This window comes from Sulfitobacter indolifex, assembly GCF_022788655.1.
Lineage (GTDB): Bacteria > Pseudomonadota > Alphaproteobacteria > Rhodobacterales > Rhodobacteraceae > Sulfitobacter > Sulfitobacter indolifex.
Map to the genome: position 1 here is coordinate 762,324 of NZ_CP084951.1, position 21,558 is coordinate 783,881.

Below are 21,558 nucleotides of genomic sequence, written 5' to 3' on the forward strand. Positions count from 1 at the left end.
TTGGCCGTCTCGGGGTCGGTTTAATCGGTCGCCACTGCTTCGGCTTGCTCGGCCAGCCATGCGCGAAAGGACGCGAGCGCGGCGGTTTCGTCCCGGTCTTCCGGCCAGACAAGATAGTAATTGCCGATGCTCTGGGTGGTTTGCGAGGCGGCCAGCACCAATTGACCATCGCGCAGATAGGGGCGCGCAAAGAATGTCGGCAACAGCGCCACGCCCAGTCCGTGGATCGCCGCCTGCGCCATGGTCGAGAATTGGTCAAACATCATCCCGCCCGGCGGCTCATCGGTCACGCCCAGCGACGACAGCCAGCGCGCCCATCCGCGCGGGCGGGTCTCAAGATGCAGCAGCGGCAAGTGCCGCACATCGCGTGCATCTTCCAACGGCTCGGCCAGCAGATCAGGCGCGCAGACCGCCACGACCGTTTCCGGCAGCAGTGGCAGGTAGCGCACGCCGGGCCAGTCTTCATGACCAAAATGAATGGCGGCGTCGAAGCGGCTGCCCGCAAAGGCAAAGGGATGCAATCGGGTGGAAAGGTTCACCGTCACCTCAGGATGCGCCCGCGCGAAATCCCGCAGCCGGGGGGCGAGCCAGTGCATCCCAAAGGCGGGCAGGATCGCCAGATCGAGCGTGCCACCGGTAGGATTTGTCCGGGCCGAGACCGAGGCCTGCGCCAGCCGGTTCAGGATATCGCGCACCTGCGTTACATAGTCCAACCCAGCCTGTGTGGGCGAAAGCCGCCGCCCTTGCCGGATCATCAGCGACACGCCCAGTTGATCCTCTAGCGTCTTGATCTGACGGCTCACCGCGCTTTGGGTCAGGTTCAACTCCTGCGCCGCCGCCGTGGCGGTGCCAAGCCGCACGACCGCCTCGAAAGACAGCAGGGCCGAGATCGACGGTAAAAAGCGGCGCGGGGCGATCATATGACTTTTTCTCATGAACTCAGGACAAAGCAGCGATAGAGTTCGCCGCGCCAATTTGCAATACTGCCGCAAATCACCTCACCCGAAAGGATGCCTCATGACTTCCGAAGCCCCCAAGCTGCGCGCCAAAGATAAACCCGACCTTGGTACATTCGACTGGACGGACCCCTTCCGCCTCGACGGCCAGTTGACCGAAGACGAACGCATGATCCGCGATTCTGCCCATGCCTATGCGCAGGAAAAACTACAGCCCCGCGTGATCGACGCCTTCGCCAACGAAGAAACCGATGCAGGCATCTTCCGCGAGATGGGCGACATGGGCCTTCTGGGCGTCACCATCCCCGAGGAATACGGCGGGCTGGGCGGCAACTATGTCTCCTACGGTCTGGTCGCGCGCGAAGTTGAGCGGGTCGACAGCGGCTATCGCTCGATGATGTCGGTGCAGGCAAGCCTCGTCATGTACCCGATCTATGCCTATGGCTCCGAAGAACAGCGCAAGAAGTACCTGCCAAAGCTCTGCTCGGGCGAATGGATTGGCTGCTTTGGTCTGACCGAACCTGATGCGGGTTCTGACCCTGCCGGCATGAAAACCCGCGCCGTAAAGACTGCGAATGGCTACAAGCTGACCGGCTCCAAGATGTGGATCTCCAACTCCCCCATCGCCGATGTTTTCGTTGTTTGGGCCAAGTCCGAAGAGCACGACAACAAAATCCGTGGCTTCGTGCTGGAAAAAGGCATGAAGGGTCTGAGCGCGCCGAAGATCGGCAATAAGCTGTCCCTGCGCGCCTCCATCACCGGCGAGATCGTCATGGACGGTGTCGAAGTCGGCGAAGACGCGCTGCTGCCGAATGTGCAGGGTCTGAAAGGGCCGTTTGGCTGTCTGAACCGTGCGCGTTACGGCATCTCTTGGGGTGCGATGGGCGCCGCTGAATTCTGCTGGCATGCCTCGCGCCAGTATGGTCTGGACCGCAAACAGTTCAACAAGCCGCTGGCGCAGACACAGCTGTTCCAGAAAAAGCTGGCCGACATGATGACCGAAATCTCGCTGGGCCTTCAAGGGTCGTTGCAGGTGGGCCGTCTGATGGATGCCGCCAACGCCGCGCCTGAGATGATCTCGATCGTTAAGCGCAACAACTGCGGCAAAGCGCTGGACGTGGCGCGTATGTCGCGTGACATGCACGGCGGCAACGGCATCTCGGGTGAATTCCAAGTGATCCGTCACATGATGAACCTTGAGACGGTGAACACCTATGAGGGCACCCATGACGTCCACGCGCTGATCCTGGGTCGCGCCCAGACCGGCCTGCAGGCGTTCTTTTAAGAAACGGTTTGGGGGGATCGGCTCCCCCCATCTCGCCGCGCCGAAAGTAGAATCCTAAAATACCAAGAGGCCCCATGGACCGCGTTGCCATCGTTCATGAGAACTTCCTCCGTCGCGTTGCGGCGGGGGATTTTCCCGTTTCCACCTCCGATAAAAAGGCGCTTGATCGTGCCGCGTTGGAGCAGCTCTATCGCGCGCAGGTGTTGAGCCGTGCGCTCGACCTGCAAAGCCGTGTGATGCAGAAAGAGGGGCAAGGGTTCTATACCATCGGCTCGTCCGGGCATGAGGGGATGGCGGCAGTGGCGGCGGCCCTGCGCGTGGATGACATTGCGTTCCTGCATTACCGCGATGCGGCGTTTCAGATCGCCCGGGCCGATCAGGCCGAGGGGCAGGACATGCTGCGCGATATGCTGTTGAGCTTCGCCTGTTCCGCCGACGATCCGATCAGCGGCGGTCGGCATAAGGTGCTTGGCTCGCGGCCCCTGATGATCCCGCCGCAAACCTCGACCATCGCCAGCCATCTGCCCAAGGCCGTGGGGGCGGCGCATTCCATCGGCATGGCGCGGCGCAACCGTCCTGAGCATGCGATCTTGCCGCGTGATGCGATTGCCATGTGTAGTTTTGGGGACGCATCGGCGAACCACTCCACCGCGCAGGGAGCGATCAATGCGGCCTGCTGGACCGCCGTTCAGGGCGTGCCGCTGCCGCTGCTCTTTGTCTGCGAAGACAACGGGATTGGCATTTCGACCAAGACGCCGACAGGCTGGATTAAGGCGTCTATGTCCGCACGGCCGGGGCTGAAGTATTTTGAGGGGGACGGGCTGGATCTCCATGCCGCCTTTGCAGCGGCGAAAGAAGCGGCGGATTATGTGCGGGTGCACCGCAAGCCTGCCTTCCTGCATCTGCGGACGGTGCGGCTTTATGGCCATGCTGGTGCGGATGTGGCGACCTCCTATTTGCCGCGCGCCGAGGTTGAGGCCGATGAGGCGAATGATCCTTTGCTGCATTCTGCGCGGCTTTTGGTAGAGGCGGGGGGGAGCGCCGAGGAGGCGTTGGCGATCTACCGCGATACGCAAGAGGCTGTGGCGAAAGCGGTGGCAAAGGTGGTTAAACGCCCGCGGCTCAAGACTGCATCGGATGTGATGGCGAGCCTCGTGCCGCCCAAGCGGGACTGCGCACCTAGCAACGGGCCAAGTGCAGAGACGCGCGCCGAAACCTTCGGCAGTGATATGGCGCAGATGGACAACCCGCAGCCGATGTCGCGGCTGATCAACTGGGCGCTGCATGATCTGATGTTGGCGCATCCCGAAACCATGTTGATGGGCGAGGATGTGGGCCGGAAGGGCGGCGTTTATGGCGTCACACAGAAATTGCAGGGGCGCTTTGGGCCGGGCCGTGTGATCGACACGCTGTTGGATGAGCAAAGCATTTTGGGGCTGGCGATTGGCATGGCGCATAATGGCTTTGTGCCGATGCCAGAAATCCAGTTTTTGGCTTATCTGCACAATGCCGAGGACCAGTTGCGCGGTGAGGCGGCGACGCTGCCGTTCTTCTCAGACGGGCAATGGAGCAACCCGATGGTGCTGCGCATCGCGGGGCTGGGCTATCAGAAGGGCTTTGGCGGGCATTTCCACAATGACAACTCGCTGGCGGTGCTGCGCGACATTCCGGGGATCATCATTGCATGCCCCTCTGCGGGGGATGATGCGGCGATGATGCTGCGCGAGGCGCACCGTCTGGCACGCGAAGAGCAGCGGGTGGTGGTTTTTGTTGAGCCGATTGCGCTTTATCCGATGCGCGATTTGGCGGAGGCCGGGGATGGCGGCTGGATGCGGAGCTACCCTGCGCCGGACCAGCGGATTGGCTTGGGCGAGGTTGGTGTGTCGGGCGACGGTGCCGACTTGGCGATCGTGAGCTATGGCAACGGGCATTACCTTAGCCAGCAGGCGGCGCGTGATTTGGCGGCGCAGGGGGTGGATGCGCGGGTGATTGACTTGCGCTGGCTGGCGCCTTTGCCGGAGGCGGCGTTGATCGAGGCGATTGGGGATCGACCCGTGTTGATTGTGGATGAATGTCGCCGCACGGGCGGGCAGGCTGAGGGGTTGATGGCGCTGATGGCGGAGCGGGGCGTTGAGCACTTTGCGCGGCTGACGGCGGAGGATAGTTTTATCGCCACGGGGCCGGCTTATGCGGCGACGCTGCCGTCGCGTGAGGGGATCGTAGCGGCGGCGCGAGAGTTTCTGGGGTAGGGCCAGCGCCTGCCTGCGGGTTGGCGATGCGAAGGGTGGTTCATGCCACTTTATGGGGCGGCATTTGCGTGACTTTGCGGGGTTGCGGCGTGCCTCACCAAATCGCCTACCCGGAGGGCGGGCAGGCGATGGCCCGGCGCCTGCGGCCTGATTCCGGGCTGGGGCAGGCGATCGGCCTAACTGCTCTCCGCTGGCGCGCCGCCTTGGAAGTTGTTGCCGTTCGCATAGTCGCAAGGTGCTTCCTGCATTTCCAGATGCAGACCATCTCCGGTGTAGGGATGCGCGCGGGCAAGCTCCTCATCGACGTCAATCCCCAGACCGGGCGCGTCGGGGGCGGCGATAAACCCATCCTCCACCCGGATCGACCCCTTGATCAGCCGGTCATGAAACGGCGTCTCGATACACTCGCACATCAGGATATTCGGGATCGCCGTGGCAAGCTGCACATTCGCCGCCCATTCCACTGGCCCGGCATAGAGATGCGGCGCGATCTGCGCGTTATAGACCTCGGCCATCGCCGCGATCTTCTTGGCCTCGTTGATCCCGCCCACACGACCAAGCGCCGGTTGCAGGATTTCCGCTGCACCAGAGCGCAACAGCGGCGCGAACTCGGCCTTTGTCGTAAGCCGCTCGCCCGTTGCGACGGGAATGCGCACCCCGCGCGCGACCTTTGCCATTTGCTCTGGCGCGTCGGGGGGGATCGGCTCCTCAAACCACAGCGGATCGTAGGGCTCTAAGGCTTTGCCCAAACGGATCGCTCCCGCAGTCGTAAACTGCCCGTGGGTGCCGAAAAGCAAATCGGCCTTGTCCCCCACCGCCTCGCGGATCGCTTTGCAAAAGGCGACTGAGCGCGTGATGTCCGACTTCGCGGGCATATGGCCGCCGCGCAGCGTGTAGGGGCCCGCGGGGTCGAACTTAACCGCCGTATAGCCGCGCGCCACGCAGTCCGCGGCCGACTCTGCGGCCATTTCGGGCGAGGTCCAGAAGGCCGCTGCATCATGATGGGGCAGTGGGTAGAGGTAGGTATAGGCGCGGACCCTTTCATTGGTGCGGCCCCCCAGCAGCGCGTGCACCGGGCGGTCTCGGTCTTTGCCCAAGATGTCCCAACAGGCGATCTCAAGCCCCGAGAAGGCACCCATGACCGTCAAATCGGGCCGTTGGGTGAAGCCCGAGGAATAGGCGCGGCGGAACATTAACTCGATGTTCTCGGGGTTCTCGCCTTCCATGTGACGGGCAAAAACGTCCTCGATGACCGCAGTCATCGCTTTTGGGCCGACACTGCTGGCGTAGCATTCGCCCCAGCCGGTCACGCCCGTATCGGTCGTCACCTTAACCAATATCCAATAGCGCCCGCCCCAGCCGGGGGCGGGCGGGGCCGTCACGATCACTTCAAGGTCTTGCAGTTTCATGACGGTCCCTCTTGTTAACCTGCGATCAGGTCTCTTTCTTGTCGTTGACGATGGTCATCTGTGCCAATCCGCTTTCGCCCAGATCAACCTTGGCGAAGGGGCCGCCGTGACACATCTGGCCGGGGTCGGTGATGTCCACCGGGCCTTCTTCTGCCAGCACTTTTTCGGCGAATTGCTCGGCGTTGTCCTTGGGGCGGTAGCCGAGGAAGGACGCCTTTGCGTTGTCCACCGGGGCGCGGTCGTTGTTCGAGACACCGTAGATCACCGAGAAACCGACTGAGGGCGTATCCACAGCGCGGGTTACCAGTTGGATCAGATCGTCATACGACAGCCACGATCCAAGCGCGCGGGAGTTGTTGACCTGCGCGGCGCTGAGGATGCGCAGATGTACCGATTCCAGCTGGCGCTTGTCCCAATACATGGAGCCTAAGTCTTCGGTGAAGCATTTGGCGAGGCCGTAGAACGTGTCGGGCTTGTGGGGCGCGTCGATGCCGATGAAATCGGATTTCTTATGCATCCCCACGGCGTGGATGGATGAGGCATAGACCACGCGCCGCGCGCCTGCCTGATAGGCGGCCTCCCAGACGTTATAAGAGCCGACGAAGTTCGGGCCGAGCAGTTCCATGAAAGGCTTCTCGTCCACAATCGCGCCGAAGTGCACGACCATGTCGGCACCTTCCATCAGAGGGGCGATCTGATCATATTCAGCCAGATCGGCCTTGGCGTAGCGCTCGCCGTCGTAAAGCTTGCCGATGTCATCAGCGATGTCAGTGCTAACCAGCTCTTCGCACATCGCGGCCAGTGGTTCGCGCAGGTAGGAGCCAAGCCGTCCGGCGGCACCTGTCAGGACCAGTTTTTTAAATTTCATAATATCTTCCTTTCACGTCTCAGAAATCTTGTCGCGCACTTGGGCGCGCAGCGCGTCGGCCCCTCTGGCCAAAAGGCCCACGTCGGTCCCACAGGCGACGAAGGTGAACCCTTCGTTCAGCAATTGAGCCGCGAAATCAGGGTCGGTTACCAGCGTGCCCACGGGAATGCCCTTATCCATCAGCAGTTTGGCTGCGGGGCGGATCAGGTCCCAAACCTCGGGGTGCATGGTTTGGCCGAGATGGCTCATATCGGCGGCGATGTCGGCGGGGCCAAAGAAAATACCGTCGATCCCCTCAACCTCAGCATAAGCGGCGGCGTTTTCCACCGCGGCGCGGGTTTCAAGCTGGATCAGGATGGCGGTCTGGTTCTCGACCTCGGCGTTGTAATCCTCAACCCGGCCAAATTGGTTGGCCCGGTTCAGCCCGGCCACACCCCGGATACCGCGCGGCGGATAGCGGCAGGCGGCAACAGCGGCGCGGGCCTCGTCAGGGGTCTGTACCATCGGAAACAGCAGCCCCGGCGCGCCGAGATCCATCAGACATTTAACCTTGACCGCGTCGTTCCAATCAGGCCGCACCATCGCCGTTGTGTCGCTGCCCGAAAAGGCCTGCAGCTGCCCCAGCACCGACTTCATATCACTTGGCGCATGCTCCATATCCAGCATCACCCAGTCATAGCCTGCATGGGCCACAACTTCAGCGGCATAGCCGTCGGAGAGGGAGACCCAAAGGCCAAGCTGTTTTTGCCCGGCGCGAAGTGCAGAGAGGAACTTGTTCTCTGGGTGTTTCATATCACGGCCCTTTCAATAAATCTTTCGGACCGCGTGATGCGCCCGTAGTCTAGTGGTGTGAGGTCCAGCGTGCGATATGCACCGTGGGTGATCAACTCCGCCGTGCCGCGCCCGATGGCGGGGGCTTGCTGCAACCCATGGCCGGAAAAGCCGTTCATGAAAACGAAGTTCTCAACCTTATCGTGCCGCCCGACGATTGCGTTTTGATCCACGGTGTTAAACGCGTAATGCCCGACCCATTCGTTGATCACTTTAACCCGTTCAAAGGCCGGGACGCGGGTGGCGATGATGGGCCAGACTTTCTCCTCCCAGATCGAATGGTCAAAGGTGAAATCATCATAGGCTGCGTCGTAGTCATCGTCGGGCGGGCAGCCTGCCATATAATACTTGCCCTCTTGGCGCATGTGCACGCCGCTGGGGTCGATGGTCAGCGGCAGGTCCATCTCTAGCGGCTCGGCGGCGTCAAAGATGAAGGTGTAGCGTTTGCGCGGTACGACCGGCAGGGCGATGCCCGCCATCTGCGCCGTCGCCGCCGCGCGGGGACCAGAGGCATTGACCACCGTGCCGCAAGAGACCGTTGCGCCGGATTTCAGTACCACCGCATCCACCGCGCTGCCTGCGGCGTTCAGCGTCATGCCCGTCACCTCATCATGGATAAAGGTCACGCCCCGACGCTTGGCCATGCGCTTGAACCAGTCAAACATGGTGCCGCCGTCGAAGTAGCCCTCGTTAACTGTGTTGTGATTGCCCGCGATCACGTCGTCGAGCATGTAAAACGGATAGCGCGCGGCGATCTCATCTTTGGTCATATGCTGGGTATGCGCGCCCATGGAGGCCTGAATGCTCTGCGCCTCGCGCAGGGTCTGGGCAAACTCGGGCGTGTCAGCAAGGTAGAGGTAGCCGAAGCTTTGCAAAGCCAGTTCTGGCACCTCGGGATCGTCATGCATGAAATGGCGGAAGTTGCGAATGAACTCGGCCCCAAACTGCGAAATCTGGATGTTCACCGGCGCGCTGAATTGCTGGCGAATGCAGGAATTCGTATGGCTGGTCGAGGCGAATTCATAGGTGGGATCACGCTCTACCACCAGCACTTTGCCGTCAAAGCCCGGCGTGTTCGTTAGCCACCAAGCCAAGGCCGAGCCGTAGATGGCCCCGCCCACGATAACCACGTCATAAGACGCCTCAAGCGCGTTTTGCATGCACATTCTCCCCTTGCGCATTCCCCTCTGAATCGTGGGTAGCCTAAGCATCCACAGCCTGCAATCTCTGTGAACAGGACGGCAGATTTTCCTTTTTCCGCGATGGGTTGCGCGAATGCTCAACGATGGGGCAGGGTGGCGCAGAGAACGTCTGGTTGTAATGCGCCGTTGACTTTTGTGGCGTCTGTCGCACCATGAGCGATGGGGCCGCGCCTGCGTCGCCAAAGACATGACCGCCCAAAGGAGTGGCCCTTGAACAGCGACCGTGAAGAGATTGAGCGTTTGATCGCGCAGGTAGCCTTGGGAGATCGCGCAGCCTTTGAGACACTCTACGATCGAGTGTCGGCGAAACTATTCGGGGTGTGCCTGCGTGTGTTGGAGACACGGGCCACAGCAGAGGACGCCATGCAGGATAGTTTCGTCAAGATTTGGAATAATTCCGACCGCTATCAGGCCAATGGTCTGTCGCCGATGACGTGGCTGATTACCATTGCGCGGAACACTGCAATCGACCGGTTGCGTGCGACCCGCAAGGGGCATCAGGATATCGACACACCAGGGCTGGAATTGGCCGCACCGGGGCCGAACCCCGAACAATCCGCTGTGGCCGCGTCAGAGGCCAAGCGCCTGACCGGCTGTCTGGATAGTCTAGAGGCTGACCGGGGCGCTGCGGTGCGCGGGGCCTATCTTGATGGCGACAGTTACGCGGACCTCGCCCAGCGGTTTAACGTACCGCTCAACACAATGCGCACTTGGCTGCGGCGCGGGCTGTTGAGCCTGCGGGAGTGTATGAGCGCATGAGCGATACCCCCATCATCCCGCCCGAAGACGACGATCTGCTCGCTGCCGAAGTGGCATTAGGCCTGCTTGAGGGCGAAGACCGCGCGGCTGCACGCGCCCGCCTTTTGCAGGATCGCGCGTTTGCCCGCAGTGTGGCCGATTGGCAGGAGCGTTTCGTCGCGATGACCGATGATATCGCGCCCGTCGCCCCACCTGCAAAGGCGCGCAAGGCGTTGATGTCGCGGCTCTTCCCCACGCGCCGCGTGCCTTTGATGCAGCGCCTCTGGCTCTGGCAGGGTGTGTCGGTTGCGGCACTTGCCACCGTGGCCTTCCTCGCCCTGCCAATGCTGCGCGAAGCACCGACGGAACTGCCAGGCGATGTCTATGCCACCCGCATGGCGGCCGAGGACAGTGCGCTGGAAATGCTGGCTGTTATGGACATGTCACGCGGCGACATCGCGTTGCGCCGGGTATCGGGTAATGCACCTGAGGGCCGCGTGCTGGAGCTTTGGGCCATTCTGCCCGACCGCGCGCCGATCTCTTTGGGCGTGTTGCCTGAGGGTGACGTGACCCGCGTGGCCTTGCCCGCCGATCTGGCTGCCGAGGCGGCACAGATCACGCTGGCCATCACCGACGAGCCACCGGGCGGCGCGCCGGATGGATCGCCCACTGGCGGCATCATGGCCCTCGGTGCCGTTGCCGAACTTTAAAGGCCAAACGCCCACCCCAGATCAGGGTGGGCGTTTTACTTTGCTTCGCAAAAGCAGCGCCTTAAATTTTTTTCAGATTTCTTTGAACCTTTCTGAAACTCCTCTCCTTCTCGACCCGTGGGTTCTGCATCGCCGCCCAAAACGGGGGGCATCTGAGGAGGAAACCCAAATGATTAACTTCAAGACATTCGCCGCCGCCACGGCCACTGCCGCTCTGCTGGCCACCGGTGCCATCGCTGCCAACCCACAGGTCGGCGGTGCGGATATGTTCGAGAGCAAGAACATCGTCGAAAACGCTGTGAATTCTGCCGATCACACCACGCTGGTTGCCGCTGTGAAAGCCGCAGGTCTGGTGGATACGCTTGCCTCCGAAGGCCCCTTCACTGTCTTCGCCCCGGTTAATTCGGCCTTTGCCGCATTGCCCGCGGGCACTGTCGACACGCTGCTGAAGCCCGAAAACAAAGACATGCTGACCAAAGTGCTGACCGCCCATGTCGTCGCCGGCAAGTGGTCCGCCGCAGACATCGCCGCCAAGGCGCGCGCGTCGAAAGATGGGTTCTACCACTTCGAAGCCGTGTCGGGCGACGCGCTGTCGGCTCAGGTCAAAGGCAAAAACGTCTATATCCTTGACGAGAACGGCAACGCCTCGCGCGTGACTATCGCAGATGTGAACCAGTCCAACGGGGTGATCCACGTTGTAAACAGCGTGTTGGTTCCCAAATAATAGGCAACACACACTGTGATGCCGGGCCAGCACCCCCATGTTGGCCCGGCGCAATCCCACCCCACCGCGAGGAGTAATACCATGAACAGACGTCATTTTCTGACATCGACCTTTTTGGGCGCCACCGCTTTTGGGCTGGGTGCGCGGGGGGCGCTCGCGGCCTATGTCTCCGGTGATTTCGAGATTAAGCGCACAGAGGCCGAATGGCGCAAGATGCTAAGCGACACGGAATATGCCGTCATGCGCGAGGGCGACACGGAACGTGCTTTCACCAGCCCGCTTAACGATGAAGACCGCGCTGGCACCTTCACCTGTAAAGGCTGTGATCAGCCGCTTTACGATGCGGCGACCAAATTCGAAAGTGGGACCGGCTGGCCGAGCTTCTATCAACCGCTCGACAACGCCGTCGAGACCATGCCCGACAACAGCCTGTTCTTCCGCCGAACCGAGGTCCATTGCGACCGTTGTGGTAGCCATCTGGGCCATGTGTTCGACGACGGGCCAGAGCCGACCGGCAAGCGGCATTGCATCAACGGTGTCTCGTTGAAATTTGTCGCAGCTTAAGAGCTAAGACCTAGACGACCCGACCGCGCGCCGCTTCGGCGCGCGTTTTCGTTTTTAAGTGCCGCGCGGTTTGGCGCGCAGGGTCGGGTCGGCCACTGTCGGGTCTTCGGGCCATGGATGCCGCGGATAGCGCCCGCGCATATCCTTGCGCACATCGGCATAGGAGCTCGCCCAAAAGCCCGGAATGTCCATCGTCACCTGCACCGGGCGCTGGGCGGGGGACAGCAGGGTGACTTGCAGCGGTTGCCCGCCCACCGTCGGATGCCGCGTAACGCCAAACATCTCTTGCAGACGCAGCGCGATGCCGGGCTGCTCGCCGCTGTAGTCAATCGCCACACGCCGCCCGAGCGGGGTTTCGAAATGCCCCGGCGCCGCGCGGTCAAGCTCTTGCTGCTGCTCCCACGTCAGCCGCGCCTTCAACGCCGGGGTTAGATCAAAGCCCTTCCAATCGCCCGTGCTGCGCACACCCGCGAGATGCGGCAGCAGCCAGTCTTCGCGCGTCGCCATCAGGTGATCGTCAGAAAAATTAGGAAAAGGAGCGGACATCAGACGGGCGCGGGCCAAGAACAGGTCAGCTGCTTTGCCGGGCTTCAGACCCAATTGCCGCACCCCGTCGAGCATCGCCACGGCCACCGCATCGGCAGGCGCGTCGGGCCACGTGCGGTCCTCCAGCACCAGCGCACCAAAAACCTCTTGCCGCCGGGTCAGCACGCGCCCCTCGCGGCGCGACCAGAGGCAAACATCTTGCCAGTGGATTTGCTCGGGGAAAGTCGCGCGCAACTCAGCGTCCGTGATCAGCGCCGCCTGCCGGATGCGCGCCTCACGCGGGTCGCCGTCGAGATCCGTTGCCACCAGCAGACGTGCGCCCGCCATCGGATCGGTGTCCGGCAAAATCGCCCCTTTGCCCCCCGAGAGCACATAGCGCGGCGCGTCGCCCTTGCGGCGCAGGCCGACACGGTCCGGATAGGCCAAGGCGGCCAGCACGCCCAAACCGTCCGGCCCGTCGCCCTTCGTCATGCGGCCCAACCGCTTGGCCTCTGCCTTGATCCGCGCAAGCGTTGGGGCGTGAGGCACGGCGGCGGTGCGTTTTCCGGCCAGCGCGTCCATCCGCAGCGACAGGTCGACGGGCGCGCCGCGCATCGGATCACGCTCTGCCAAAAGCGCGGCCAGCAGCGGTGCGCGTGGCCCGCCGCGCGCGACCATATGCGCAAGACGGGGGTGCAGCGGCAGTTTGGCCAGCACCCGCCCATGCGCGGTGATACGTCCGCTGTCGTCCAGCGCGCCCAGCATCTGCAAGACCGACTGCGCTTCGACCAAGCGACCCGCATGGGGCGGGGTGACAAAGCTCAACTCTTCCGCCTGCGCGCCCCAGAGCGCCAGCTCCAGCGCAAAGCCGGTGAGGTCGCCCGCTTCGATCTCCGCCGGGGGGAAGGCGGCGAGGGCACCCTCTTCGCCGCGGGTCCAAAGCTTATAGGCCACGCCCGCATCAAGCCGCCCGGCGCGGCCTGCGCGTTGTGTCGCCTCGGCGCGGGTGACGCGCTCGGTCACCAACCGCGACATGCCCGAGGACGGGTCGAACAGCGCCCGGCGGGAACGGCCTGCGTCGACCACGATGCGGATACCTTCGATGGTCAGGGAGGTTTCGGCGATGGAGGTGGCCAGCACCACCTTGCGACCTGATTTTGCGGGAGCAATGGCCGCTTGCTGGGCTTTGAAATCCAGCGCGCCAAACAGCGGGGCCAAGGTGCAATCGCTCGGCAAGGTAGAACGCAACAGCCCCTCCACCCGCCTGATCTCGCCCTCACCGGGGAGGAAGACTAGCGCGGAGCCAGGAGCCTCGCTAAGTGCCTTGAGCGTGAGGTCGGCCACGGCGTTCTCCAGCCGCTGCTTGCCCACCGGCTTATCGAGCCAGCGCGGCTCCACATCGAAACTGCGCCCCTCAGAGGTCACGATGGGTGCGTCCATCAATTCAGCCACCGGCGCGGCATCGAGCGTGGCAGACATGGCGACGAGCAACAGATCGTCACGCAGCGCCCCCGCGACTTCGAGGCAAAGCGCGAGGCCCAGATCGGCGTTCAGCGAGCGCTCGTGGAATTCGTCAAAGATCACCGCACCGATGCCGGGCAGGTCGGGGTTGTCCTGCAACATGCGGGTCAGGATGCCTTCGGTCACGACCTCAACGCGGGTGCTTTTCGACACGGCAGAGGCCCCGCGCACGCGAAAGCCAACGGTCTGTCCCGTCTCTTCGCCCAAGCTGTCGGCCATACGCGCAGCAGCGGCGCGGGCGGCGAGGCGGCGCGGCTCCAGCATCAGAATGCGGCCTTGGGTTAGCTCGGCGTCGAGCATCGCCAGCGGCACACGGGTGGTCTTGCCCGCGCCGGGGGGCGCTTGCAGCACCACCCGGCCGGTCTCGCGCAGGGCGGCGATCACATCAGGCAGGACGGCGTCGATGGGCAGGGCGAAATCAGCGTTGGACATGGGGCGGTTATCGGGCAAAGCCGCCGCCGCGCCAAGGGTGGGGATGGACAATTCCGCGCCGCCCCCGCAAAAGTTAGCCCATGAATATCGACGATCTGGCCAAGGGCATCATAGCAGGCGAGCGCCGCGCGTTGGCGCGGGCGATCACGCTGGTGGAATCGGGCCGTGCGGACCATCGCGCGGCGGCGGCGGAGCTGTTGGCGGCCTTGCCGACCGATAGGCAAGCGCTGCGCATCGGGTTGTCGGGCACGCCGGGGGTGGGCAAATCCACCTTCATCGAAAGCTTTGGCATGATGCTGACCGCGCAGGGCAAGCGCGTGGCGGTACTGGCAGTAGACCCCAGTTCGGCGCGCTCAGGTGGGTCGATCTTGGGCGATAAGACGCGGATGGACCGGCTCAGCCGTGAACCGCGCGCTTTCATCCGGCCCTCCCCCAGTCAGACGCATCTCGGCGGCGTGGCGCGCCGTTCACGCGAGGCGGTGCGGCTGTGCGAGGCGGCGGGGTTTGACGTGGTGCTGATCGAGACCGTGGGCGTGGGTCAATCTGAGACCGTGGTGGCCGAGATGTCTGACGCCTTTGTGCTGCTGCTGGCGCCGGCGGGCGGGGATGAGTTGCAGGGCGTCAAACGCGGCATCATGGAGATTGCCGATCTGATTGTGATTAACAAGGCAGATGGTGACCTGAAATCCACCGCGTCGCGCACGCGCGCGGATTACGCCGGGGCACTGCGTCTTCTGCGCAAACGCCCGCAGGATCCCGAAGGTTATCCCCGAGCGACGGCGGTGTCGGCGCTTGAGGAGCACGGGCTAGATGAGACTTGGACCGCGTTGCAGGAGCTGATCGACTGGCGGCGCGCAAATGGCTTTTGGGACCGAACACGCGCCGCGCAGGCGCGCTATTGGTTCGAGCAAGACGTGAAACAAAGGCTTTTGGCGCAGTTGGAAACACCGCAGGCGAAGGACGATCTGAGCCGCCTCAGTGACGCGGTGGCCGAGGGCGCGCGCGATCCGGCAGAGGCGGCAGCCGAGTTCGTGAGCCGCCTGCGGGCCGATTAAGACTGCCTTGCAGGCTCGGGCACCGGGAAGATCACGTCGTAGATCCAGTTAAACGCGAAAGCGTAGATCAGGTAGAAGAGCGCGAAACTCACGTCGATCAAGAACGCCTCCATCAGCGAAATGCCCAGATACCACGCGATAAAGGGCATTAGGACGAAGAGCAGGCCGATCTCAAATGTCACGGCGTGAAGAACTCGGATCGGCACGGTCTTGCGCACCGTGCCGCGCAGACGGCGCAGCGCGTGGTCGAACCCAAGGTTGTAAAGGTAATTCCATCCCGTTGCGATGCTGGCGCTGACGACGGTGACAACGCCAATCTCATGCAGAGGTTTGTCAAAAAGCCACGCGCCCATGGGCGTGACGATCAAAAGGGCGAGAATTTCAAAGCTGATGGCGTGGCGTATGCGGTCTGCGGTGCTGCGCATGGGGCGGTCCCGGTATTGGTCGGGTCGTCCCGAGTGGTTGCCCAAATGGGGGAGGTCGTCCTCGCTTGGCCCCAATATGGCGATTGGCGCGCAGGGTGCAAGAGGGTCAGCGGCCCGCCTTGGGATGGGCGTTGTTATAGACTTCCATCAGCCGCGCAGTATCAACGGCGGTGTAAGCCTGCGTGGTCGACAGGGACGCATGCCCCAAAAGCTCTTGGATCGCCCGCAGATCGCCGCCCGCATCCAGCAGGTGCGTGGCAAAGCTGTGACGCATGGCATGGGGTGTGGCGGTGGCTGGAAGGCCCAGTTGCATCCGCGCATCGGCCATTACTTGCGCCACCGCCCGCGCGCCCAAGGCACCGCCGCGAATAGCCCGGAACAGCGGGGCGTGCGGCTCTTGCGGGTGGGGACAGACGGCGAGGTAGTCTTCGACGGCGGCGCGGGCGGCAGGCAGCACTGGTACGACCCGTTCTTTGCCGCCTTTGCCAAGAATACGTAGGCTGCTCGGCAAAGGCGCATCGCCGCCCTTGAGTGCGAGCGCCTCGGAAATCCGCAGCCCGCAGCCCCAAAGCATCGTCAGCACCGCCACATCCCGTGCCGCCACCCATGGGGCGCGGGCTTGGGTCTCCACACAGTCGATTAACGCGCGGGCGGCGTCTTCGGCCAAAGGGCGGGGGAGTTTCTTTTGAAACTTGGGCGAGCGGGTAAGAAGCACGGCGGTGGGCTCGAACCCCTCACGCTCGGCCAGCCAGCGGTAGAAGGCTTTCACCGCTGACAGCTTGCGCGCAACCGACCTGGACCCGACCCCGCCACTGCGCATGCGGGCCATCCAGGCCCGCATGTCGCTGATGGTGATTTTGGCCAAAGCGCCAAGGCCTTGGGTATCGCCCTTATGCAAGGTCATGAAGGCGAGGAACTCGGTCACATCGCCCCGATAGGCGGTGACGGTATTTTCTGCCGCGCCCTTCAACGCGCTTTGATGCGTCAGCCACGTTTGCAGCGCATCCCGCGCGGCGGGGCTGATCAGCAGCGGATTTGCCTCGGCGCTCAAGTCAGCCAGCGGCGCATGGTACGTTCCAGCACGCCGGTAAAGAAGGTGAGCAGATCAGTGCCCTGTTGCGGGCCAAACATATGCGGGTCTTCGGCCCCCATGACCAAAAGACCGGGCAGGCGGCCCGTGCCGAAATCAAGTTTCAGGCAGGCCTCAGAACGGATCCAACCAGCCTTGGTGCCATACAGCGTCTCAGAACCGTCTTGGAGCGCACGGAGGGTCACCTGCCGCACCAAGCCGCCGCGGCCATGGCTGAGGTAATCATCAATGAAGCCCGGTTCGGCAACGGTCAGCACATCACCCAAACGCTGCACCGCCGGATCATTGTCGTTCTGGACCGACTCCAGTACCAGCTTCACCGCATCTACGCGCAGAATGTCTGCCACTTCTCCACCTAGATTGCGTAGGAACGTCTCAAATTCCACCGGGTCCAGCATTTGCAAGATCGCACGGTGGATTTGGTTGGTTCCGGCAAGGTTCTCGTAGGCCGCCGCGATGACGCTTCGGTGGGTGTCTTCCAACCGGTCGAGGCGGGTTTCCAAACGCTCCATCGCGATACCGCGCAGGTCGACGATATTGCCACCCATTGCCTTTTCGTTCGCCGCGATCAGCGCCTGCATCACATCGCTGTCGTCAAGGATGACATCGGGCGCGGAGATGATCGCCTCGCGCAAGGCGTCGTCGATTTTCGGGCTGCTGCTCATGGGCGTCTCTTTTTGATTTGCGGTGTCATAACATGGTGGGGCGCCAAGATCTGCCCCAAATTGGTCACGGTTCTGCCGCTTGCGGTCTTTGTTGCCGCTCTGCGTCAGGCCGCCGATGTAGAACGAAGCCTTCGGGAACAAAAGCGGCGCGGGGGTGTTTGCTTCGGTCAACGCGCGGATTTCAGCCGCTAGGCTGCGCGCATGATACAAGCCTGCCGCATATCCCCGGATGTGGTGAGATGGCCATTCCCGGGAGAGGAAATCTCACATGGAACATGTTTCTGTCGATCTCTGGGCGGCCAATCTTCAAGTTGCGCCCGAGTCCCTGCAAAGCTGGCTCGCCAGTGTCGAGCTGCGTCTGCAACAAGCCGCTGCGCGCGAAGCGCACCTGCTGGTGATGCCGGAATTTTGCTGCGCGCAATGGCTGAGTTTTGCCCCGGTGGACCTGCCCGCAGATCAACAGTTGGGCTGGTTGGCACAAACCGCCGTGATTGCACTCGATTCTATGCGCCGCATGGTTGAGGAGACCGGCGTGGCCCTGCTGCCCGGCACTTTCCCAGTGGCTTTCCCCTCTGTCGATGCGCCTGAAGGCTACCTCAATCAAGCGTGGTTTTTGACGCCGGGCGGCGGCATGCAGGTGCAAAATAAACTGAGCCTGACGCCACTTGAGGCGAATGGCGCCAGTGGCGTGACCATCGCGGGTACGGGGATTAACCTGTTTGAGTGGAACGGTCTGCGCTGCGTGATCGCGATCTGCCTTGATGCGGAATACACCGCGCTTTGGTCGAAGCTGGGGGAGCTGAACCTTGATCTGGTAATCATCCCGGCCAAGACCGACATGATCACCGGCTACAACCGCGTCTTTAGCTGTGCGCGGGCGCGGGCGATTGAATTGCAGACCGCCGTTTGCTGCGTTGGCGCTGTTGGCGCGCCGTTGACCCCGTGGCAGGAAGACACCGGCGTGGGCGGGGCGAGCGTGTATTTGCCCTGCGACGTTTCCGTAGCGCTGGACGGGATGCACGCGGCCTTGCCGCCGCAGACGGCTGCGCATGGCACCGATTTGGTTTTGCAGGCCGCCGCGATCCCCGTGGGCCAATGTCGCCGCATTCGCGCGGGTGCGGCTGAGGCCGAGGTCCGCCCCGGTCTGTGGTCCGGTGACCATCTGACGGTCGAAGGCAACGCAGCTTAAGGCAAAGAAAAACCCCCTCCGCCACGGGCGGAAGGGGTTTGTTGTTTTGCCATGAGGCCGGATCAGAGGATGTTCTGACCGGTCTTTTTCCAATCGGCCATGAACTGCTCAAGACCTTTGTCGGTCAGCGGGTGCGAGGCCAGTTTCTTGATCACTTCCGGCGGCGCGGTCATCACGTCGGCCCCAATGCGCGCAGCGTCGAGCACGTGGTTCGGGCTGCGGATGGAGGCGGCAAGGATCTGCGTCTCAAACCCGTAGTTGTCATAGATGGTGCGGATGTCCTGGATCAGGTCCATGCCATCAAGGTTAATGTCGTCCAAACGGCCGATGAAGGGCGAGATGAAAGTCGCGCCAGCCTTTGCAGCCAGCAGCGCCTGGTTGCCCGAGAAGCAGAGCGTAACGTTCACCATGCGGCCTTCGCCCGACAGGACTTTACAGGCTTTCAGCCCGTCCCATGTCAGCGGCAGCTTGATGGTGATGTTGTCGGCGATCTCGGCCAGTTTGCGGCCCTCGGCGATCATCGCATCGGCCTCCAGCGCCACCACTTCGGCGGAAACGGGGCCGTCAACGAGGTCACAAATCTCTTTGGTGACCTCAAGGATGTTGCGGCCTGATTTCAGGATCAGGGAGGGGTTGGTGGTCACGCCGTCGACCATGCCAAGGTCATTGAGTTCGGCGATGGCGTCGATCTCGGCGGTATCTACGAAGAATTTCATGGGCTTTCCTTCCGGGTTGGAATGTGATCGCTAACAGGTCTATTGCTTGCCTTGGCTTTACCGCATGATCTGCGATGCTTAAAGCCTCAATTCCCCCAAGCGACACGGAGCATGCGGCAGACATGGCTGAATTCTACCATCATGGCGAGTTGCTCTCGGTGATGACCACCCAGCCTCTGGGCCGGGCGCTGGACTACCGCGCCCCCGAAGGCGGCTGCCATGCGGGAGCATTTGTCGAGGTGCCGTTGGGTCCGCGCAAGGTGATGGGCGTGGTCTGGGGGCCGGGGGCCGGGGATTACGACATCAACAAGGTGCGCCATGTGATCCGCGTGCTCGACGCCCCGCCGATGCGCGATGAAATGCGCGAGTTTTTGCTGCGCTCGGCGGCCTATACGCTGACCCCGCTGCCTGCGATGCTGCGGCTGGCCACGCGTGCGCCGGGCTTGGGCGATCCGCCGTCGATGCGCAAGATTTACCGCGCGGGCGACGGCGTGCCGACCCGCATGACCGACGCGCGCCAGCGGGTGATGGCGGTGCTGGAGGAATACGGCGATCTGGCGTTTACGCTGAAGGAACTGTCGGAGATGGCCGGGGTGACGTCCTCGGTGGTGAAGGGGCTGGTCGAGCAAGGAGCCGTCCGCGAAGAGGAAAGCCCCCGCGATCTGCCGTTTCGGCGGCTGGATCCGTCATTGCCCGGCAAGGCGCTGACCGAAGACCAAGCGTCAGCGGCGGCGGTGCTGCGCGAGGGGATCAAGGCCGAGACCTACGGCACGACCCTTCTGCGTGGCGTCACCGGGTCGGGGAAGACCGAGGTCTATCTCGAAGCCGTGGCGGCGGCGATTGAGTCTGGGCGGCAGGCATTGGTGCTGCTGCCCGAGATCGCCCTGACCGAGCAGTTTTTGGACCGTGTCGAAGAGCGTTTCGGGGCCAAGCCCGCCGAGTGGCATTCCGGCGTCACCATGACTGAGCGTCGCCGCATCTGGCGCATGGTGGGCGAGGGCAATGCGCAATTGGTCATCGGCGCGCGTTCGGCACTGTTCTTACCGTTCCAGAGCCTCGGGCTGATCGTTGTCGATGAGGAGCATGATACGTCCTACAAGCAGGAGGACGGGGTTCTGTATAACGCCCGCGACATGGCGGTGCTCCGCGCCTCGATTTGTGGGGCGCAGGTGGTGCTGGCCAGTGCAACGCCAAGCCTTGAGACATGGGCCAACGCCGAGGCAGGCAAGTATCGACGTTTGGAGCTGACCTCGCGTTTTGGCCCGGCGGTGATGCCGCAGATGGGCGCGATTGACATGCGGCAGGCGGGCTTGCCCGGCGATAAGTGGATCTCGGCTGAAATGAAACGCGAGGTTGATGCGCGGCTGGAGCGCGGCGAGCAGGCGATGCTCTTTATCAACCGCCGTGGCTATGCGCCGATCACGCTGTGCCGGGCCTGTGGCGAACAAATTGGCTGCGATCAGTGTGACGCGCGGATGGTGGAGCATCGGTTCCTCAAGCGGCTGGTTTGCCATCAGTGTGGTGAGACCAAGCCGATGCCCGAAGCCTGTCCTTCGTGCGAGGTCGAAGGCAAGCTTGCGCCTATCGGGCCGGGGGTTGAGCGATTAGGCGAAGAGGCCACGGCGCTCTGGCCCGAAGCACGCATCGCGACGCTGAGTTCGGACATGTACGGCTCGGCGCGGGCGCTCAAGGCCGAGATTGCGGGAATCGCCGAGGGGACGGCGGATATCATCATCGGCACACAGCTGGTCGCCAAGGGGCACAACTTTCCCAAGCTGACCTTGGTGGGGGTGATTGATGCGGACTTGGGGCTGACCGGGTCGGACCTGCGGGCAGCGGAGCGGACGTTTCAGCTGATGCGGCAGGTGGCGGGCCGGGCAGGGCGCGCCGAAGCGCCGGGGGCGGCGCTTTTGCAGACCTATCAGCCTGAGCATCCAGTGATCCGGGCGATTTTGGCGGGTGAGGAAGAGAAATTTTGGGCGGCCGAGGCGGGCGAGCGCCGGCAAGCCGGGGTGCCGCCCTATGGGCGTATGGCAGGGATCATCCTCAGCGGCAGCGATGCGGCCGCGGTGTTTGATTTGGGCAACCACTTGGCGCGGCACGACGGGCCGCTTAGGGCCGTGGGCGCGCAGGTTTTTGGGCCAGCGCCCGCGCCGATTGCCCGGGTGCGCGGGCGGCATCGGGTGCGGTTGCTGGTGAAGGCGGATAAGAGTGTGGCGCTGCAAGAGGCGCTGAGCCGTTGGGTCGGGTCAGTGCGGCTGAAGGGGGACTTGCGGCTAGCAGTGGATATTGATCCGCAGAGTTTTTATTGAGGTTAGCTAGCAAACCGTTTGCCTCGGGCGCAACAGCCCGGAGTCAAGGCCGAAGGCCGCCGGGCAGCGCCAGACCGGCCCTTGGGCTGGCG

At 63.0% G+C, this 21,558-nt stretch carries 19 protein-coding genes; 9 read left to right on the forward strand and 10 right to left on the reverse strand.

The features are described from left to right. Positions 1–20: 20 nt before the first annotated feature. The gene (locus tag DSM14862_RS03755; protein ID WP_007119087.1) at positions 21–920 is read right to left on the reverse strand and encodes a LysR substrate-binding domain-containing protein; all 900 of its coding nucleotides are present in this window, start codon (positions 918–920) and stop codon (positions 21–23) included. Between the two features lie 97 nt (positions 921–1,017). Between DSM14862_RS03755 and DSM14862_RS03760 the strand changes: the two genes are divergently transcribed. Next, positions 1,018–2,241, forward strand: coding sequence for an acyl-CoA dehydrogenase (locus DSM14862_RS03760; protein ID WP_007119088.1), 1,224 nt, complete (start codon positions 1,018–1,020; stop codon positions 2,239–2,241). Between the two features lie 74 nt (positions 2,242–2,315). After that, entirely contained in the window at positions 2,316–4,490 is a 2,175-nt protein-coding gene (locus DSM14862_RS03765) for a thiamine pyrophosphate-dependent enzyme (protein WP_007119089.1), read from the forward strand. Positions 4,491–4,666: 176 nt separating this feature from the next. Here the strand turns inward: DSM14862_RS03765 and DSM14862_RS03770 are convergent, their stop codons facing one another. From DSM14862_RS03770 to DSM14862_RS03785, 4 genes are read right to left on the reverse strand one after another with little or no spacing between them, the layout of a single operon-like run. Continuing rightward, entirely contained in the window at positions 4,667–5,899 is a 1,233-nt protein-coding gene (locus tag DSM14862_RS03770; RefSeq protein WP_007119090.1) for a mandelate racemase/muconate lactonizing enzyme family protein, read from the reverse strand. 25 nt (positions 5,900–5,924) lie between these two features. Continuing rightward, positions 5,925–6,767 carry an NAD-dependent epimerase/dehydratase family protein gene (locus tag DSM14862_RS03775; protein ID WP_007119091.1) on the reverse strand — a complete coding sequence of 281 codons (843 nt, stop codon included), beginning with the start codon at positions 6,765–6,767 and terminating at the stop codon, positions 5,925–5,927. Positions 6,768–6,779: 12 nt separating this feature from the next. Then, positions 6,780–7,559, reverse strand: coding sequence for an HpcH/HpaI aldolase family protein (locus tag DSM14862_RS03780; protein WP_007119092.1), 780 nt, complete (start codon positions 7,557–7,559; stop codon positions 6,780–6,782). After that, on the reverse strand, positions 7,556–8,758 hold the full coding sequence (locus DSM14862_RS03785) for an NAD(P)/FAD-dependent oxidoreductase (protein WP_007119093.1): 1,203 nt from the start codon (positions 8,756–8,758) through the stop codon (positions 7,556–7,558). The genes DSM14862_RS03780 and DSM14862_RS03785 overlap by 4 nt, the downstream gene beginning before the upstream one ends. A 201-nt stretch (positions 8,759–8,959) precedes the next feature. Between DSM14862_RS03785 and DSM14862_RS03790 the strand changes: the two genes are divergently transcribed. The 4 genes from DSM14862_RS03790 (at position 8,960) to msrB (ending at position 11,536) form a co-directional block, all read left to right on the forward strand. Continuing rightward, entirely contained in the window at positions 8,960–9,559 is a 600-nt protein-coding gene (locus DSM14862_RS03790; RefSeq protein WP_050770368.1) for a sigma-70 family RNA polymerase sigma factor, read from the forward strand. Next, positions 9,556–10,248: an anti-sigma factor gene (locus DSM14862_RS03795; protein WP_007119095.1), complete on the forward strand. Its 693-nt coding sequence runs from the start codon at positions 9,556–9,558 to the stop codon at positions 10,246–10,248. The genes DSM14862_RS03790 and DSM14862_RS03795 overlap by 4 nt, the downstream gene beginning before the upstream one ends. A gap of 169 nt (positions 10,249–10,417) precedes the next feature. Beyond that, entirely contained in the window at positions 10,418–10,972 is a 555-nt protein-coding gene (locus DSM14862_RS03800; RefSeq protein WP_007119096.1) for a fasciclin domain-containing protein, read from the forward strand. 81 nt (positions 10,973–11,053) lie between these two features. Further along, the gene (msrB, locus tag DSM14862_RS03805; RefSeq protein ID WP_007119097.1) at positions 11,054–11,536 is read left to right on the forward strand and encodes a peptide-methionine (R)-S-oxide reductase MsrB; all 483 of its coding nucleotides are present in this window, start codon (positions 11,054–11,056) and stop codon (positions 11,534–11,536) included. 54 nt (positions 11,537–11,590) lie between these two features. Here the strand turns inward: msrB and hrpB are convergent, their stop codons facing one another. Beyond that, positions 11,591–14,014, reverse strand: a complete 2,424-nt coding sequence (gene hrpB, locus DSM14862_RS03810; RefSeq protein WP_040701008.1) for an ATP-dependent helicase HrpB — start codon at positions 14,012–14,014, stop codon at positions 11,591–11,593. Between the two features lie 80 nt (positions 14,015–14,094). Here hrpB and meaB point away from each other — a divergent pair, with 80 nt between their 5' ends. Further along, entirely contained in the window at positions 14,095–15,069 is a 975-nt protein-coding gene (gene meaB, locus DSM14862_RS03815) for a methylmalonyl Co-A mutase-associated GTPase MeaB (protein WP_007119099.1), read from the forward strand. On the opposite strand, the gene DSM14862_RS03820 is transcribed toward meaB, so the two are convergent. The 3 genes from DSM14862_RS03820 to DSM14862_RS03830 all read right to left on the reverse strand — a co-directional run bounded on the left by DSM14862_RS03820 (position 15,066) and on the right by DSM14862_RS03830 (position 17,249). Beyond that, positions 15,066–15,494, reverse strand: a complete 429-nt coding sequence (locus DSM14862_RS03820; RefSeq protein ID WP_007119100.1) for a PACE efflux transporter — start codon at positions 15,492–15,494, stop codon at positions 15,066–15,068. The genes meaB and DSM14862_RS03820 overlap by 4 nt on opposite strands. Before the next feature lie 106 nt (positions 15,495–15,600). Further along, on the reverse strand, positions 15,601–16,545 hold the full coding sequence (locus tag DSM14862_RS03825) for a tyrosine recombinase XerC (protein WP_007119101.1): 945 nt from the start codon (positions 16,543–16,545) through the stop codon (positions 15,601–15,603). Beyond that, positions 16,542–17,249: a DUF484 family protein gene (locus tag DSM14862_RS03830; RefSeq protein WP_040701012.1), complete on the reverse strand. Its 708-nt coding sequence runs from the start codon at positions 17,247–17,249 to the stop codon at positions 16,542–16,544. Before DSM14862_RS03830 ends, DSM14862_RS03825 begins: the two co-directional genes overlap by 4 nt. 268 nt (positions 17,250–17,517) lie before the next feature. On the opposite strand from DSM14862_RS03830, the gene DSM14862_RS03835 reads away from it, so the two are divergent. Then, complete coding sequence (locus DSM14862_RS03835) at positions 17,518–18,438, forward strand: nitrilase-related carbon-nitrogen hydrolase (protein WP_007119103.1); 921 nt, start codon at positions 17,518–17,520, stop codon at positions 18,436–18,438. A gap of 62 nt (positions 18,439–18,500) precedes the next feature. On the opposite strand, the gene fsa is transcribed toward DSM14862_RS03835, so the two are convergent. Continuing rightward, on the reverse strand, positions 18,501–19,154 hold the full coding sequence (gene fsa / locus DSM14862_RS03840) for a fructose-6-phosphate aldolase (protein ID WP_007119104.1): 654 nt from the start codon (positions 19,152–19,154) through the stop codon (positions 18,501–18,503). A gap of 122 nt (positions 19,155–19,276) precedes the next feature. Between fsa and DSM14862_RS03845 the strand changes: the two genes are divergently transcribed. Next, a complete protein-coding gene (locus DSM14862_RS03845; RefSeq protein WP_040701014.1) occupies positions 19,277–21,466 on the forward strand; it encodes a primosomal protein N' in 2,190 nt (729 codons plus the stop codon). Positions 21,467–21,558: the final 92 nt, after the last annotated feature.

What these genes read in the sequence shown, in the direction of transcription:
- DSM14862_RS03755 (WP_007119087.1), bottom strand. Translation starts at nt 920, where the DNA reads ATGATCGCCCCGCGCCGCTTTTTACCGTCGATCTCGGCCCTGCTGTCT.
- DSM14862_RS03760 (WP_007119088.1), top strand. Translation starts at nt 1,018, where the DNA reads ATGACTTCCGAAGCCCCCAAGCTGCGCGCCAAAGATAAACCCGACCTT.
- DSM14862_RS03765 (WP_007119089.1), top strand. Translation starts at nt 2,316, where the DNA reads ATGGACCGCGTTGCCATCGTTCATGAGAACTTCCTCCGTCGCGTTGCG.
- DSM14862_RS03770 (WP_007119090.1), bottom strand. Translation starts at nt 5,899, where the DNA reads ATGAAACTGCAAGACCTTGAAGTGATCGTGACGGCCCCGCCCGCCCCC.
- DSM14862_RS03775 (WP_007119091.1), bottom strand. Translation starts at nt 6,767, where the DNA reads ATGAAATTTAAAAAACTGGTCCTGACAGGTGCCGCCGGACGGCTTGGC.
- DSM14862_RS03780 (WP_007119092.1), bottom strand. Translation starts at nt 7,559, where the DNA reads ATGAAACACCCAGAGAACAAGTTCCTCTCTGCACTTCGCGCCGGGCAA.
- DSM14862_RS03785 (WP_007119093.1), bottom strand. Translation starts at nt 8,758, where the DNA reads ATGCAAAACGCGCTTGAGGCGTCTTATGACGTGGTTATCGTGGGCGGG.
- DSM14862_RS03790 (WP_050770368.1), top strand. Translation starts at nt 8,960, where the DNA reads ATGGGGCCGCGCCTGCGTCGCCAAAGACATGACCGCCCAAAGGAGTGG.
- DSM14862_RS03795 (WP_007119095.1), top strand. Translation starts at nt 9,556, where the DNA reads ATGAGCGATACCCCCATCATCCCGCCCGAAGACGACGATCTGCTCGCT.
- DSM14862_RS03800 (WP_007119096.1), top strand. Translation starts at nt 10,418, where the DNA reads ATGATTAACTTCAAGACATTCGCCGCCGCCACGGCCACTGCCGCTCTG.
- msrB (WP_007119097.1), top strand. Translation starts at nt 11,054, where the DNA reads ATGAACAGACGTCATTTTCTGACATCGACCTTTTTGGGCGCCACCGCT.
- hrpB (WP_040701008.1), bottom strand. Translation starts at nt 14,014, where the DNA reads ATGTCCAACGCTGATTTCGCCCTGCCCATCGACGCCGTCCTGCCTGAT.
- meaB (WP_007119099.1), top strand. Translation starts at nt 14,095, where the DNA reads ATGAATATCGACGATCTGGCCAAGGGCATCATAGCAGGCGAGCGCCGC.
- DSM14862_RS03820 (WP_007119100.1), bottom strand. Translation starts at nt 15,494, where the DNA reads ATGCGCAGCACCGCAGACCGCATACGCCACGCCATCAGCTTTGAAATT.
- DSM14862_RS03830 (WP_040701012.1), bottom strand. Translation starts at nt 17,249, where the DNA reads ATGAGCAGCAGCCCGAAAATCGACGACGCCTTGCGCGAGGCGATCATC.
- DSM14862_RS03835 (WP_007119103.1), top strand. Translation starts at nt 17,518, where the DNA reads ATGGAACATGTTTCTGTCGATCTCTGGGCGGCCAATCTTCAAGTTGCG.
- fsa (WP_007119104.1), bottom strand. Translation starts at nt 19,154, where the DNA reads ATGAAATTCTTCGTAGATACCGCCGAGATCGACGCCATCGCCGAACTC.
- DSM14862_RS03845 (WP_040701014.1), top strand. Translation starts at nt 19,277, where the DNA reads ATGGCTGAATTCTACCATCATGGCGAGTTGCTCTCGGTGATGACCACC.